Below are 16446 nucleotides of genomic sequence, written 5' to 3'. Positions count from 1 at the left end.
CTTTTACTTCTTCTTTCGTTTCTTCAACTTCTTTTGCTGGCTCTTTTACTTCTTCTTTCGTTTCTTCAACTTCTTTTGCTGGCTCTTTTACTTCTTCTTTCGTTTCTTCAACTTCTTTTACCGGTTCTGTCACTTCTTCTTTTTCAACTATATTTTGGATTACCGTTCCATTAAAACTTATACTAATTTCATCAGAATCTAAATCAAATTTATATACCTTTTCACCTGGGGTACTCCATTTTATTACTCCGTTATTAAGCGTTCCGCCCTCACCTATCATTTTGATATTGTCAATAGCTTCTCCTTCTAAGTCATATACAGGGACTTGAATTTCTTCATTTACTTTTGCTTCATCTAAAATGATTGTTTGTCTCCCGACATCAATTGAAAACCACTGCCCTAATTGTATTAGCGGTCTTACATCACGAATCTCATTCCCTGCTAAATTCAAGCTAAGTAAGTCCAGCATTGAACCAATAACCGTTACATCTTTAATATGATTGTCTGCAAGATTTAACCACTGTAAGTTTTTTAATGAAGATAACGGTGTTATATCTTCAATTTGATTATGAGATACATTCACAATATTTAATTGTTTCAAATTTGAGATGAACTCAATATTTTTCAAGCCTACTCCTTCTAAAGTGAGGTTTTCTAAGTTCGTCATGTACTCTAAACCTGTTACATCTTTTATCTCTTTTCCTTTTTCTTTAAGTATCTCTAATGTTTTAATCTGTAATAAATCTTCTTTTGTTATAGGAGCGTTTAAATTCTCTCTACCTAAATTCTCTTTATTAATATGTTGTTGTAAATGTTTATCCAGGATTACATTTTGACTTTCTTTTTGTTTTTCAACTATTTTCTGGACAACCATCCCATTAAATCTTATTTTACTTTCACCAGAGCTTGTATCTAATCTAAATTCATATGTTTTTTCTCCAGGACTATTCCATTTTATAAATCCATTATTCAGAATGGCCCCCTCACTTTTTAAATTGATATTATGAAGTGGCTCCCCTTTAAGATTGTATATTGGAATTTGTATTTCTTCATCTACGCTTGCTTCATCTAAAAAGATTTTTTGTCGTTGAATATCAATTGAAATTCGCTTACCCAATTCCTCAACAGGCCTTACGTCAGCAATTTGATTCGCTCCTAGGTTCATCTCATGTAAATCTGTTAAATTACTCAGCGGTGATATATCAGAGATATAATTCTCTTCTAAATTCAGTACTTGTAATTTTCCTAATTTAGATAATGGTGATATATCCTTTATTTCACTATCAGCAATTTCTAGTTCAATAAGATTACTCATTTTACTAATAGATTCAACATTACTAATTTTATTGTTCCCTATCCATAATAGTTCCACATTACTTAATTGGTTAATTCCAGTAAGATCACTGATTTGATTATTGGCTAAGTATAACTGTTTCATAGTTGATAATGTAAATAATGGCTGGATGTCTTCAATGTTATTCCCAACTAAATCTAATGTTTTAATTTTTTTCATTTTACTTAATGGTGTAAGATCAGAAATTTTATTATCTCTTAAAAAAAGCATATTAATATTCTCTAACTGCTCAATTGGATGAATATTTTTAATTGGATTAGAAGTTAAATCTACGTACTTCAAATCTCTCAGTTTCGAGATGGCTGATATATCTGTTACATTAGATTCTCTTAACGTCAACTTCTCTAAATTTGTCATATGTTCTAAACCAGCTATTTCATTTATTCCTTCACCTGAATAAATGGATAATGTTTTAATCTTTAATAAATCTTCCTTAGTTATTGGATCATTTATATTTTCTCTATTTAAATTATGTTTATTAATATGCCTTTGTAATTGCTTATCTAATATTACATTTCCGCTTTCATCTTGTTGTTCCACTTTATCCTCTCTATTTTCCTTTTCTGAAACATTGTTTTCTAAATTTAAAGCATTTACTTCAAACTGCACTTGATATTTATTATCATAGGCCATCGTTGGAATATAAATATGCATTTGCATATTATATCTTTTTCCCAATTCCCCAACTTCAAATTGAATAACCTTCGTTCCATTTTTCTTTTTGTCTTCTGATATAACCTTTACATCATGAAACACACCAGGAGTATGAATATCCTCTGTTTTCAAGTATTGGAAGAAATCGCTATCACTTAACGTTGCTGTTACAATTTTCTTTCCATTCTCAATTGTTAATTTCGGATCCTTTATATAAACAGCTGCCATAGACTGTTCATTCGTTTTATCTTTATACGCTTTAATAACAGCGTCATATGTACCATCTTCTAAACCTTGTCCCGTTTTATTTGCCTCAATTGCTACCGCCGCTAAAGCAGGTGTCGAATACACAGCAAATGGAAGTGATAACGCCGCCGCTATAATCATTGCATTTATATGTTTTTTTTTATTTTTTTTCAACTTTACATCTCCTCCAATATATATAATTCGAAATGTAATCATTTCTTGAATAAATGATAATGATTTTCATTATCATTGTCAATTGAAAAAATAAAAAGTTTACAAAAAAATAATCCCTTTTAAAAGGGATTATGCCATTTTCTCTCCTGATTCTTCTTTAAAAAAGCTCTTCATCGCATGGAATACGTCTGCTTTTTGCTTTAAAATATAATATCTAAAGTTCTCATCTTTAATATTTTTATAGGCTGACATAAGCGTACTATGGCGGTTGTACTGATTGACTTCCCCATACCCAAACATATTACATTTCTTCATCAGCTCTTCAACAAGCTTTACACATCTCGCATTATCTGATGTTAAATTATCACCGTCTGAAAAATGGAATGGATAAATATTATAGCGGTCTGGTGAATATTTATTATCGATAAGCTCTAATGCCTTTTTATACACGGAAGAACATATCGTTCCGCCACTTTCTCCTTTTGAGAAAAATTCTTCTTCTGTAACAACTTTCGCTTCTGTATGATGAGCAATAAATTCAATATCAACTGTTTCATACTTTGTACGTAAAAATCTTGTCATCCAGAAAAAGAAGCTACGTGCCATATACTTCTCCCATATTCCCATCGATCCACTCGTATCCATCATCGCTAATACAACAGCTTTTGAATCTGGCTTTAACACTTCATTCCAAGTACGGAACTTTAAATCCTCTTGGTGAATTGGATGGAAAGATGCTTTACCACGCATTGCATTTCGTTTATATGCGGATATCATCGTTCGTTTCTTATCAATATTTCCCCATAGTCCTGTTTTTCTAATGTCATTAAATTCAATATGTTCAATCCGGTTTTCATCCATTTCTTTTCTCTTTAAATTAGGAAGCTCTAGCTCTTTGAAAAACGCTTGCTCTAATTCTAAAATAGAGACTTCAGCTTCATAATAATCTTCTCCAGCTGCATCTCCTGCACCTTGACCTTTTCCTGGGCCTTTTTGCTTTTGACCACCTGATCCATCTCTCGCAACGACATCACCAACTTTGCTATCACCAGTTCCTTGCCCAACGTGTTTGTTTTTATCATAATTGTACCGAATCTTATATTCATCTAAAGAACGAATTGGTATTTTTACAACATCCTTGCCATTAGACATAACAATGCTTTCTTCTGTTACAAGATCGGGTAAATTATTCTTAATTGCCTCTTGTACTTTTTCTTGATGGCGCTGTTGGTCGTCATATCCTTTGCGATGGAGGGACCAGTTTTCCTGTGAAATCGTATAATTTGGTTGATTTTCTTCGCTCATTCCTTTCCCTCCTTACTGTAATTGTCTTTCTCTATGAACAGCAATCTATAAATTTTGTTCTGTAATGTTCAAGCTAAAATATTTGAAAGGTAACTGCCCATCGAAAATCACCCCATAAACATATATAACGTTTTACATACAATACTCCGAGCATCCTAAACAAAATTTTGCCACTCACATAATAGAAAGAAATATTCAGCCTCTGATAAGAAAGAAACACAATGCATTGTTGCACACATTTTCACTTTGCAACATATTGTATTGTGTTGGCTTTTTTCGTATGAATGGTTGGTTACTCTATCATATGCATATTGTAAAAATAATTGACAATAAATTCATGAAATTGCATCTTAATTTATTATATTTGGACAAGGTATGACACTTTACACATATGAATGGATAATAAAACGCTGTCCCGCAAAAAACAAGAGACAGCGTTTTGTTATCAAACTATCGATTTAGCAAGCTACCTACATAGCGTAATAATTCATTTGCTGAAGAAGAATTATAGCCATGCTCATCAATTAAACGTGCAACAACATCGTTGATTTTCTTAAGCTGATTTTCATCTGGTGTTTTCGTTGATGTTGTGATTTTCACGACATCTTTTAAATCAGCAAATAGCTTCTTCTGAATCGCTTCGCGAAGACGTTCATGCGAGTTATAATCGAAACGTTTTCCTTTACGCGCATAAGCAGAGATGCGAATTAAAATTTCTTCACGGAATGCTTTCTTCGCATTTTCTGAAATTCCAATTTGTTCCTCAATTGAGCGCATTAGTTTTTCATCTGGGCTCATTTCTTCACCTGTTAATGGATCACGTAATTTCGATTTATTGCAATATGCTTCAACGTTATCTAAGTAATTATCCATAAGTGTCTTAGCCGATTCTTCGTATGAATATACGAATGCTTTTTGTACTTCTTTCTTAGCAATTTCATCATATTCTTTTCTTGCTAATGAAATGAAGTTCATATAGCGCTCACGATCTTCATTACTAATGGATGGATGCTGGTCTAATCCATCTTTTAAAGAACGAAGTACGTCTAGTGCATTAATAGATGGTACTTCTTTTCTAATAATTGTAGAAGAAATTCGGTTAATAACATAACGTGGGTCAATACCGCTCATACCTTCATCTTGGTATTCCCGTTGCAATTCTTCTACATCAATCGCATTATAACCCTCTACCATTTCACCATCATATAAACGCATCTTTTTGTTTAAATCAATATCTGGACGCTTCGGATCTTTTAAGCGAGTTAAAATTGTAAACATCGCTGCAACACGAAGTGTGTGTGGTGCAATATGCACATTCGATACATCACTTTCATGAATCATCTTCTCATAAATATGTTCCTCTTCACTCACTCGTAAATTGTATGGAACTGGCATTACAATAATTCTTGAATGCAATGCTTCATTTTTCTTATTTGCTATAAATGAGCGATACTCTGTTTCGTTCGTATGCGCTACAATTAATTCATCTGCTGAAATAAGCGCAAACCTTCCCGCTTTGAAATTACCTTCTTGCGTAAGCGATAATAAATGCCATAAAAACTTCTCATCGCATTTTAACATCTCTTGGAATTCCATCATCCCTCGGTTCGCCTTATTTAATTCTCCATCAAATCGATACGCACGAGGATCTGATTCTGAACCATATTCTGCAATTGTTGAAAAGTCTAGACTACCTGTTAAATCGGCAATATCTTGTGATTTTGGATCAGACGGGCTAAATGTACCAATCCCTGTACGACGATCTTCCGAGAAGAAAATACGCTCTACAACTACATCCTCAATTCTTGACCCATATTCTTGCTCTAGACGCATTACATTTAATGGTGATAAATTCCCTTCAATTCTCACTCCATACTCATCAAAGAAATCATCCCGTAAATGATGTGGAATTAAATGCAGTGGATCTTCGTGCATCGGGCAGCCTTTAATTGCAAAAATCGCTCCACGATCTGTACGTGAGTATGTTTCTAATCCTCGTTTCAACATCGTAACTAATGTTGATTTCCCTCCACTAACAGGACCCATTAATAATAAAATACGTTTTCTAACATCTAATCTTTTTGCAGACGGATGAAAATATTCTTCAACAAGACGCTCTAGTGCATCCTCTAGTCCAAACAGCTGATTACTAAAGAAATTATATTTTCTTCTACCATCAACTTCTTCGATTCCGGCATCTTTTATCATATTGTAAATGCGAGAGTGTGCTGTTTGAGCCACCCATGGTCTTTCTTTCACAAGCTCCAAATACTCCGCAAACGTACCTTCCCATTGTAAACGTTCTTCTGCTGCTCGATGCTGTTCAATCTTTTTTAGAATATCCATTATAGCTCCTCCCCCATCTCCTTGTTCAATCGGATTATTATAAAAGGTATGCTAGGATGTCCTTAAACATTCTTTAAATCAAAACGAAATATATAGTAGTGCTATAAAATTCTCTCCAAAATTCAAAGAAAATTCTGTATAATATAGGTATTAAAGTTTTCACACTGCTATTCATTATAAATAAATTCTTTTCTTCTAAGAACCTTACATACATTTCAATTCATAAATAGAATTCGTAAATCAAAAAAGTAGGGGGAGTATTAATATGAAATTATTATTAATTTTAGGTGTATCACTCACATTTCTTACAGCTATTTTCACATCTGGTTACAACGATAAACCAGGTACACATAAAAAGTGATGTGCTTTTAGCACATCACTTTTTTCTTTATACATCATGTATAATACATATTTTCCACATCATATTTTGATAAAGGGCGACTATAATAATAACCTTGTACAATTTCTACATTTTTTTCCTTCAAAAACTGTATTTGTTCTGCTTTTTCTACTCCTTCTGCAATTACATTCAATTCTAATGTATGAGCTAAATGAATAATTGCAGCCGTAATATTCGTATCACGTTCATCTACATGTATACCTTCCATAAAAGAGCGATCAATTTTCAAAGTATCAATTGGATATGTTTTCAAATAACTTAAAGACGAATACCCTGTTCCAAAATCATCTAAATGAATCTTTAAATTTTGTTCTTTTAATTGTAGCAACACTCTCTTTGATATGTCTTTATGTATAAGGGCTCCTTCTGTCACCTCTATCGCTAATAGATGAGCTGGTACATTGTACTTATTTAAAGCACGTGTAATCATCTCTATTAATGTAATAGATCGAAAATGTCTAGCTGAAATATTAACTGCAATCGGAACCACTTCATACCCTTTATTTAACCATTCACGTATTTGCTGACACACTTGATCTACTACCCACTCATCAAGCTTAATAATAAATCCTGTTCTTTCTGCCAGTGGAATAAATTGATTGGGAGGGACAAATCCTAATTCTTTATTCTCCCATCTTATTAAAGCTTCCATACTAGCTATTTTTTTCGTTTCAATATTAACCTGCGGCTGGTAATATAAGAAAAATTCATTTTTCTCTATAGCACGATGTAACTGATTTTCCATTACAAACCTTTTCTCACGTTCACAATCTAATCCTTTACAATAAAAATGATAATGCCCTTTTCCTTTTTCCTTTGCTTTTTCCAAAGCAGCATCAACTCTTTGAAAAAGTATTTTTTCATCGGCTCCATCTGTTGGGGCCATTACAATTCCAATTGATGCACTTAAATACACGTCCTCTTCTTCAATTACAAAATGTTCACTAATCTTTTCTAATATGCTTTTTGCAACTTCCTCTACATATTCTTTCGTTATATTTTCTATTAACATAACAAATTGGTCATCATGTTCTCTAAATAAATGCATACCTTCTATTTCTAGATTGCTTAAACATTCTGTAACTTTTTGTAATACTTTATCTCCTTCTTTATGACCAAATGTATCATTAATAAGATGAAATTCATCCAAATCCATGAAAACTAGTGCAAGCTCTTTATTTTCATTTAAAAACTCATTTAGCTTGTTTGTGCATGAAATTCTATTCATTAAACCTGTTAATTGGTCATAATAAGCTAAGTATTCCGTCTTCATCTCATTTAATACTTGCCTTGTAACATCCCTCGTAACAATATACACCCCAACAATTTCACCGTTCACAATAATCGGGATCGTTCTCAAAGAAATATATAGTTCATATCCTTCTTTATGAACATATTTCTTTGAAACAATTTGTTTTGCCCTCCCCTGTAAAGCTTCCTTAAATATAATTTGAAAGTCTTTTTCATATTCTTTAATAATAAAGTTAAAAATAAAGTTATTATTTAACTCTTCATATCGGTATCCAAATATTTCATACGTTGCCGGATTAGCATATGTAATTCTACCTATAGAATCTATAGATATAATGGAGTCATTATTATATTCTAGTAATGACTTAAATAACATTTGTTTTTCCTCTATCTCTGCTTTCTCCTCAATCTGAGCTGTAATATCCCTTGTAATACAAATAATAAATTGACATACCCCTTCTTCATCGTATACAGGATTAACTGAAGACTCATAATGTAAATTACCAGTTGGGAAACTGATTACATCACAAAATGTGTGTGCTCTCGCCTCTCTCACCACTTTTGTATATTGCTCTTGTAATATTTTCACCTTATCTCCTGATAACACTTCTGCAAATGTTTTTCCGTAACATTCTTCACTTAATCCAGCATAGTCCATCCCTATTTTATTTATATAAATATATTTAAAGATCTCATCATCAATAACTTTCACAATAAATACTAAATCTTGAATAGCATGTAATAGTCCTTGTCTTATTAAATCCATATCTATCATACTTAAAAAGGTATTTTGATTGTTATATTGTTCCTTCATATTTATCTCAACCCGTCTTATCTATTTTTAATCATATATCCCATTCTATATGAATATGTACCTTTTTTAAAATGTATGACTACATATTATTTTTATTTATAAAAAAAGCCGCCTAATGGCGACTTTTAATAAACGATTTCTAAATCTAATCCTGGATAATTTTGTTGACGAAACGCTTCATAAATTAAAATTGCTGCTGTATTAGATAAATTTAATGAACGTACTTTATCCGTCATTGGAATACGTAAACAATGATCGAAGTTTTCTTCGATTACATTAGCTGGTAAGCCATTTGTTTCTCTTCCAAACACGAAATAATAATCCTTCTCACGTTTGCTATAATCAAATGCTGTATGAGCTTTCTCACCATACTTTGTTAAATAGAAGAATTCACCGTCTTTATTTTTCTCATAAAACTCTTCAATTGAATCGTAATACGTAACTTTTACGTGCTGCCAATAATCTAATCCTGCACGCTTTAACATTTTGTCATCCGTTGAAAACCCAAGCGGTCTAATCAAATGTAATTCTGTTCCAGTTGCTGCACAAGTACGTGCAATATTTCCTGTATTTGCTGGAATTTCTGGTTGATATAAAACAACATGTACACCCACGCGATATTCACCTCTGTTTTTTGTCTACTACGTATTATACCACTTGAACGAAAAATCTCTACCCATTAATAATATGAAAGAATTTATATTTCATTTGTGGTGTGTATTTACTAGAGTCCTCATAACTCCAATAACGCCGCCGGCTATTTGCTGAATGTGCATTTACAAGTGGCATACCATCTGCGTCTTTTGCTACTACAATCGTCGTATGATTCCACCTACCGTCATCTTCGAAATCGTAAGCAATGACATCACCAAGAATAAGGTCTTCCGGCTTTTCTACAGCTTCTCCTCGCAGGCCAACTGTAGAACCTGATAAGTACCAGTAAAAAGAGTGTGCGACAGCCCAGCTCCAACTCCACTGGTTCTCCCTTTGCCACCAACCTTTACGAATATTAGGATATCCGTTCATTGGTACTTCTCCAGTATGAAGACATTGAGAAATAAAATTTGTACAATTATCAGGAAAATTGCGATACACTGGGTTTCGATCATCCCACCAACGCTCTGCATATTTTACTGCCTCTAAACGATTATACTGATAAGAACCGTATTTCTCTTTCGTAACTTCTCTTTCTAATGTCTCACCTATTCCAATCTCTTCTGGCACTTCAATAGCATAATCACCTATTATCCGGCTATTATTTAAACAAACTCTTCGTTTTAATTGTTCCTCTTCGATATAAAATAATTCTTTATGCTTAATTAAATATTTAAAATGTACTTGATAATCAATTTCTTGATAATCACTACTATTTAGCTGTCTAATGAAAGAAACATCTGCTGTTGCTTTCACTATATCTGCACTACGTTTTTGAAACAATTGTTTCTTTCTTTGTGCTAGTTGTAATAAATCTTTAGCAATACCATCCACATTTGTTCGTTTCTCTGTTACATATGCTAAAAACTGTTGTACTTGTGTTTCAATATTTTCTTTTACAACCATTTCATCTCCCTCCCATATTACAATATGAAAAAGGGAGATATTATCTACTCTTTTTTCTGCGCTAACAATGCAAGCCCGCGATTCATTTCATGAAGAACTTCTTCATCCTTTTCACGTTCCATCGCTTTCTCAATAGCTTCGCTTACTCCATCTCCACCAATTTTCCCAAGTGCCCATGCTGCTGTTCCGCGTAGTACTGGTCTTGGATCATCTGTCATAACACCGATTAAATCAGGAATTGCTGATGCTTCTTTAAAATGCGCCAATGCTAAAATCGCATTTCGTTGCAATGGCTTTTTACCTCTCCATGACCCTGACATAATCCCATATTTCTCTTTAAAATCACGATTACTAATTGTTAAAAGTGGTGTTAAGAGCGGTTTAACTAATTCAGGATCTGGCTCCATCTCAGGATGATTATGAAAATCCATTCCTTTATTTTTGGGACAAACAGTCTGACACGTATCACATCCATATATACGATTACCTATTTTATCGCGATATTCTTCAGGTAGGAACCCTTTCGTCTGTGTTAAAAAGGCAATACATTTCTTCGAATCTAACTGTCCACCCTGTATTAAAGCACCTGTAGGACAAACATCAATACATTTTGTACAGCTTCCACATTGATCTTCTATCGGCTGATCTGGTGGAAATGGAACGTTTGTAATCATTTCTCCCAAGTATACATACGAACCAAATTCAGGTGTAATAATAGCGCAGTTCTTACCACTCCATCCGATACCTGCACGTTCTGATACAGCACGATCGCTTAACTCACCTGTATCAACCATTGACTTCACTTCTATATCTGGAAGCTTTTCAATTAAATATGCCTCTAACTTTTGCAAACGATCTCGTAAAACAAGATGGTAATCTTGTCCCCAAGAGGCACGACAAAAAATCCCACGGCGTTCTCCACGTTTACTTAATGGTGCGTTTTTTAATTTTGAAGGATACGCTAAAGCAATCGCAATAATTGATTTTGCACCTGGTAATAAAAGCTGTGGATTCGTTCTTTTTTCTATATCAGACTCTTCAAATCCAGATTGATAATTTAATTGTTGCTGCTGAATTAACCGCTGCTTTAGCTCCTCAAATGGGGAAGCACTCGCAAAGCCTATTTTATCTATACCAATTGTTTTACTATATGCAATTACATCTTGCTTTAATTGTTCAAAATCCATTCTTAATCGCCTCCTCAGATGAACCCATCCCTTATGTAACGACTGTATTGGTTAGCAATTCACTTTTGGAATACTATTCTTTACTTCTATTTTCGCATACAATTATGCTTTTCAAACATTAAAAAACGCAATGCCTCGTTTATCTCAGAAACGAAACACTGCGTTGATCACAATTTATTAGAAAAACATTAAATAAAATTTGGAGCGGGTGAAGAGAATCGAACTCTCGACCAGAGCTTGGAAGGCTCTTGTTTTACCACTAAACTACACCCGCAAATATGAAATACATATAAGATATTAGAATAACTTATGTAAAGTAGTATAGCATGTAAAAAAAACGGAAGCAAGAATTTTATCGAAAAAAGTCGAAAAAGTGATGAGAGACCTCATCACTTTTTCAATTCTTTATCAATCGCCTTCTTCATACTATCGAAATCAGGGTTTGCAAGATTTCCGTTTATATATACTGAAGGAGCACCTTGAACTTTTAATTTTTGAGCACGATCTGAATCTTTACGTACTTTTTCTTTTATTTCTTTACTGTGTAAATCTTTTTTAAACTGTTCTACATCAACTTTTGGAAGTTTCTCTTTCACAATGCTAAGAAGTAATTCTTCTGTAATCCATTCTTCCGTATCTTTCTTTTGACTTTGATAAATCTCATCATAGAAAGTCCAGAATGAATCTTTATCTTGTTTATAAATTGCTTCACCAGCTGCTGCGCCTAAATCGGAATCTTTTCCAATAAATGGGAAGTTAATAAAATATAACTGCACTTTACCTTTATCAATATATTCTTCTTTTAATCGTGGTAATACCGTTACATCCCAAGTACGACATGCTGGGCATTTGAAGTCTCCAAATTCAACTACTTTAACCGGAGCATCATCTTTACCTAAAGATTGTTGCGTAGAATAAGCAAACATCTCATTCCCTTTATCTTTTTTGTCATTTATGATGCTATACGCAATTGTTCCGATTACAATCAATACTGCGATAGAAAAAACTACACCAAGAGCCATGAGTTTATTTGATTTCATATACATTCCTCTTTAAATTCATATTCTGTATACAGCATTGTACACAATACACATAATATCAACACTTATATACGTCACGCAATGAACACGCTCACATAAATTACAAAAACACAATAATTGTGACGATATTGTGTCACAATTTGTCACAATTTATTCAAAAAAAAGAAGCTCCTATGCAAGAGCTTCTCTTAACTTACTGCTTTTTCACGCGCATTATTTAACATCGACTGCTCTGTTTTTATATCATGGCGAATTACTAATTTCTCACTAACTGCTTGCACATACTCATCATGATTGATATATCCTTCTTTTTCCATTAATCTCAAAACTACATTTCGTCTCTCGACCGCTTTATCATAATTTTGCGCAGGTGAGTAATAAGCAGGTGCTTTCACTACAGCAGCCATCATCGCACTTTCAGCCAACGTTAATTGGTTCACCGTTTTACCGAAGTAAAGGTTGGCTGCTTTTTCAATTCCCCATGCTCCTTCTCCGTAATAAATATTACTTACATACAATTTTAAAATTTCATCCTTCGTAAATGTACGTTCAATTTTTTTTGTATAAAAAATCTCTTTCCACTTACGAGAAAATGTACGTTCATTCGTTAAAAAAGCATTTTTCGATAATTGCTGTGTAATTGTGCTTCCTCCTTGCACAACACCACCAGCTTTTATATTCTCAACAGACGCCCTAATAATTGCTATATAATCTAAACCATTATGATGATAAAACCTTTTATCTTCTGTCGCGATAAATGCATGCGTTAATGATTCTGGCACCTCTAACTTAGGCGGTACATGTAATTTACTAATATCACTTTTCTCGATCATTATATTTCCAACGAATAATAACGTACAACTTAACAATAATAATAAAATAATGGCTTTATAAAAGAATTTAGTCATTGGATTTAATGCAACTTTTTGATGATAGTTCACTCTAGATAATACTCGTTCTTTCATCTTGAACACCTCTTTTCCACACAGCATATATATCTCTTAACTTAAGAATACCTTGTTGTAAAAAAATATCCCATCGATTTCTCTTACACCTACCTTACATCATTGTAAGGTATAAAAATGTATTGTATCACAGTCTTTTTTTATCTACTATTCATCTGAAATATTGAATATACATTATTTTAAAACATTCATAACAAACAGCAGCGTAGAAATTAAGAGCGTTATACTTCCTTGATTCCACTTTATTCTTTTATTATATCATCTATAAATTTCTATTTTTAAACATCTAGTAATCTAATTATATATCATAATTATACAGAACTAATGTTCTCGAAATCAATACTAGCTTTATTATCATTTTGACCTTTTTCTGAAGTAATATACATAAGAAAAGGGTAGCTATTTGAGATACACTCAAATAGCTACCCTTTTCTTACAACCTGCCTATAAGGTTATATGGCTGTACTTCCCACGTTTCGTATGGGATGAAATGCGTTGCTCTCATCGCATCAACTGTTCTTGATTTCATATGAGGACGCGTTATATACTCATCGATGTTCTCTTCATTTAAAGCAATAAATTTAGCCTCTTGTATTTCTTCAGGTTGAATTTTTATATCACCACTCACATATGCCACTTTAAACACAACAGCTAAAATATGCATAGAAGCATTATAATAGACCCCTGTAATTCCGATAGGCTTCACCGATAATCCTGTTTCCTCTTTTATTTCCCTACAAACAGCTTGATCGAGTGCTTCTCCTTCTTCTACCTGTCCCCCAGGCATTTCCCACGTATCCGCTCGCCAATGTACTTTTGTTAAAAGCACCTCATTCTTTTCATTTGTTAAATAGCCTGCTACAGCAACGATATGCTTTGGTGTTTTATGCTCCATAGAAATACCTCCTAGAAATACAATCATTTAAAATACTATCTATAATCCTATTCCATAACTACAACAAAACACCTTTAAAACCTTATCATCTTAATTATTTCAATAAAAAAGACCCAGTTCGTTAAACGAAAGGGTCCTTTTTTATTATTCGCCTAAGTCTACGTTATGGTAAACTTGTTGTACATCTTCTAAATCTTCTAATGCATCAACCATTTTTTCAAATTGTACTTGAGCATCTTCAGGAAGTTCTACATCATTTTGTGCAAGCATTGTTAATTCTGCAACTGTAAATTCTTCAATACCAGCATCTTTAAGTGCAGATTGTACTGAGTGGAATTGATCAGGTTCAGCATAAACGATAACAGAATCTTCTTCTTCTAGAATGTCACGTGCATCTACATCTGCTTCCATTAAAATTTCAAGAACTTCATCTGATGTTTTACCTTCAAGACCGATAACAGCTGTCGCATCGAACATGTAAGCTACAGAACCATTTACGCCCATGTTACCACTGTTTTTGCTAAATGCAGCTCGTACATCTGCTGCAGTACGGTTTACGTTATTTGTAAGTGTATCTACAATTACCATAGATCCATTTGGTCCAAATCCTTCGTAACGAAGCTCATCATAGTTTTCTTCTGAACCGCCTTTTGCTTTTTCAATTGCACGATCAATAATTGTTCTTGGTACATTGTATGTTTTCGCACGCTCTAATACAACTCTTAACGTTTGGTTTGATTCAGGATCTGGCTCGCCTTGTTTTGCTGCCACATAAATTTCACGTCCAAATTTTGCGTATATACGGCTTGTATTTGCATCTTTTGATGCTTTTTTGTCTTTAATGTTGTTCCATTTACGGCCCATACTTTCCACTCTCTTTCTCGTTTTAAATCTACATAAAAATATTAATATGAAATATAATGTGTATTCAACACATTTTTAAAAGAAATATAAAAAGTTCACTTTTGATTCATATTACAGACATAATATAAATCATTATCATTTTGTTCTTTCGACAAGTTATATTATACATGAATTTTTACGTTTATTACGAATTTTAGCATCACATAATATAATTTAACAAAAAAGACTCTAACATTTCTGTTAGAGTCTTTTTACATCGTCGATACCGATTGTCCGGGCCGCACCGACACTCCCGAAGGAACACGATTTTGAGTCTTTCTAGGTGACATTTATATAGTTATATAGAGTGTTCCCCCTAAAATCCTTTATTTTAAAGTATTTTAAAAATTTTGAGCTTCTTTAAACATGATGAATTAAAATGAAACGAAGCCAAAATGGAATCACAATAAATAACTGATACTTTTTACTTTCATTTCTCTCTTGATTAAAATTATCATATTTCATTTATTACTTTATTTCTCGCTAAACAATAAGAAAAAAGGGAAAAATTACCACAACCTCCCCCTAATTACTTTTTATTGCTGTATAATTAAAACAGGAAAATAATTTTGGAATTCAAAGATTTGAAGGATAGGGGAGAATTATGACACATTTAAATGAAAAAAAAGCACATGGTCTTAAAGGGATAGGAGAAAAGCTAAACCCAACTATCTATCAAGTGAGATTCATGAAATTAGATGAACCAATTCAATTTGAGTCATTCCCTAAATTAAAGGAATTAGGGGAATGGTTGAGTACTTCAACGCAAATGTGGTCGTGCCACTCAACTATGTACAAGTACAACAGAGAAGAGTTTGAAAAGAAGTTTTTAGAAATTACAAAGTTAACAGTTGATAATGTGCTAATATCTACTGGTGGTGTCGGATTTAACTTCATGTCACCAGGGTGGAGAGATTCTCTATAAAATGAAACACTAAAGGGATAAAAATGAATGTTCATTTTTATCCCTTTAGTGTTTCACAGTTTGCTTTAACTGTATAGCATGAGCTTTGATAGTATTAGTCCTTATTTTATAGTGCGATGAAAACAAAAAAAAACTCTATACAATTAGTATAGAGCCTGATGTTACGCCGTTCTTGATACCGATGGTCGGGGTCGAACCGACACTCCCGAAGGAACACGATTTTGAGTCGTGCGCGTCTGCCAATTCCGCCACATCGGCACAATAATAAAGGCGGCAACCGGATTTGAACCGGTGATAAAGGTTTTGCAGACCTCTGCCTTACCACTTGGCTATGCCGCCATATTTAATTTAATTGGAGCGGAAGACGGGATTCGAACCCGCGACCCCAACCTTGGCAAGGTTGTATTCTACCACTGAACTACTTCCG

Annotated in this window: 12 protein-coding genes and 3 tRNA genes; 1 reads left to right on the top strand and 14 read right to left on the bottom strand. The window is 33.4% G+C overall.

Annotated elements, in window-relative coordinates; all coding sequences use genetic code 11:
* From JDS95_RS29575 to JDS95_RS29520, 12 genes are all read right to left on the bottom strand, one after another.
* A partial coding sequence (locus JDS95_RS29575; protein WP_199690993.1) for a leucine-rich repeat domain-containing protein occupies positions 1-2428 on the bottom strand: 2428 nt, incomplete at its 3' end.
* Between the two features lie 129 nt (positions 2429-2557).
* Positions 2558-3733: a sporulation protein YhbH gene (yhbH, locus tag JDS95_RS29570; RefSeq protein WP_001288242.1), complete on the bottom strand. Its 1176-nt coding sequence runs from the start codon at positions 3731-3733 to the stop codon at positions 2558-2560.
* Between the two features lie 450 nt (positions 3734-4183).
* Positions 4184-6079 carry a PrkA family serine protein kinase gene (locus JDS95_RS29565; RefSeq protein ID WP_000353271.1) on the bottom strand — a complete coding sequence of 632 codons (1896 nt, stop codon included), beginning with the start codon at positions 6077-6079 and terminating at the stop codon, positions 4184-4186.
* 395 nt (positions 6080-6474) lie between these two features.
* Positions 6475-8544, bottom strand: coding sequence for a sensor domain-containing protein (locus JDS95_RS29560; RefSeq protein WP_085451227.1), 2070 nt, complete (start codon positions 8542-8544; stop codon positions 6475-6477).
* 125 nt (positions 8545-8669) lie between these two features.
* Positions 8670-9158, bottom strand: coding sequence for a tRNA (uridine(34)/cytosine(34)/5-carboxymethylaminomethyluridine(34)-2'-O)-methyltransferase TrmL (gene trmL / locus JDS95_RS29555; protein WP_000538149.1), 489 nt, complete (start codon positions 9156-9158; stop codon positions 8670-8672).
* 58 nt (positions 9159-9216) lie between these two features.
* The gene (locus JDS95_RS29550; RefSeq protein WP_000260518.1) at positions 9217-10104 is read right to left on the bottom strand and encodes an amidase domain-containing protein; all 888 of its coding nucleotides are present in this window, start codon (positions 10102-10104) and stop codon (positions 9217-9219) included.
* 44 nt (positions 10105-10148) lie between these two features.
* Positions 10149-11291 (bottom strand): tRNA epoxyqueuosine(34) reductase QueG, encoded by a 1143-nt coding sequence (gene queG, locus JDS95_RS29545; protein ID WP_000345229.1) that lies wholly within the window; start codon positions 11289-11291, stop codon positions 10149-10151.
* 200 nt (positions 11292-11491) lie between these two features.
* Positions 11492-11565, bottom strand: a tRNA-Gly gene (locus JDS95_RS29540).
* A 115-nt stretch (positions 11566-11680) separates the two neighbouring features.
* Positions 11681-12331 (bottom strand): DsbA family protein, encoded by a 651-nt coding sequence (locus JDS95_RS29535; protein WP_000841321.1) that lies wholly within the window; start codon positions 12329-12331, stop codon positions 11681-11683.
* Positions 12332-12519: 188 nt separating this feature from the next.
* On the bottom strand, positions 12520-13296 hold the full coding sequence (locus JDS95_RS29530) for a transglycosylase domain-containing protein (protein WP_000664700.1): 777 nt from the start codon (positions 13294-13296) through the stop codon (positions 12520-12522).
* Positions 13297-13729: 433 nt separating this feature from the next.
* The gene (locus JDS95_RS29525) at positions 13730-14191 is read right to left on the bottom strand and encodes an NUDIX hydrolase (protein WP_000400461.1); all 462 of its coding nucleotides are present in this window, start codon (positions 14189-14191) and stop codon (positions 13730-13732) included.
* A gap of 144 nt (positions 14192-14335) precedes the next feature.
* A complete protein-coding gene (locus tag JDS95_RS29520; protein ID WP_000532958.1) occupies positions 14336-15055 on the bottom strand; it encodes a YebC/PmpR family DNA-binding transcriptional regulator in 720 nt (239 codons plus the stop codon).
* Between the two features lie 643 nt (positions 15056-15698).
* Here JDS95_RS29520 and JDS95_RS29515 point away from each other — a divergent pair.
* Complete coding sequence (locus tag JDS95_RS29515; protein ID WP_000149352.1) at positions 15699-16019, top strand: DUF3884 family protein; 321 nt, start codon at positions 15699-15701, stop codon at positions 16017-16019.
* A 176-nt stretch (positions 16020-16195) separates the two neighbouring features.
* On the opposite strand, the gene JDS95_RS29510 is transcribed toward JDS95_RS29515, so the two are convergent.
* Together JDS95_RS29510 and JDS95_RS29505 are read right to left on the bottom strand one after the other, a co-directional pair.
* Positions 16196-16277, bottom strand: a tRNA-Leu gene (locus tag JDS95_RS29510).
* A gap of 10 nt (positions 16278-16287) precedes the next feature.
* Positions 16288-16358 (bottom strand) — tRNA-Cys (locus JDS95_RS29505).
* Positions 16359-16446: the final 88 nt, after the last annotated feature.

The organism is Bacillus cereus group sp. N24, assembly GCF_016483345.1.
In the GTDB taxonomy this organism is placed as follows: Bacteria; Bacillota; Bacilli; order Bacillales; family Bacillaceae_G; genus Bacillus_A; species Bacillus_A toyonensis.
The sequence above is the reverse complement of the archived record's forward strand: the minus strand, read 5'-3'. Positions and strand labels throughout refer to the sequence as shown.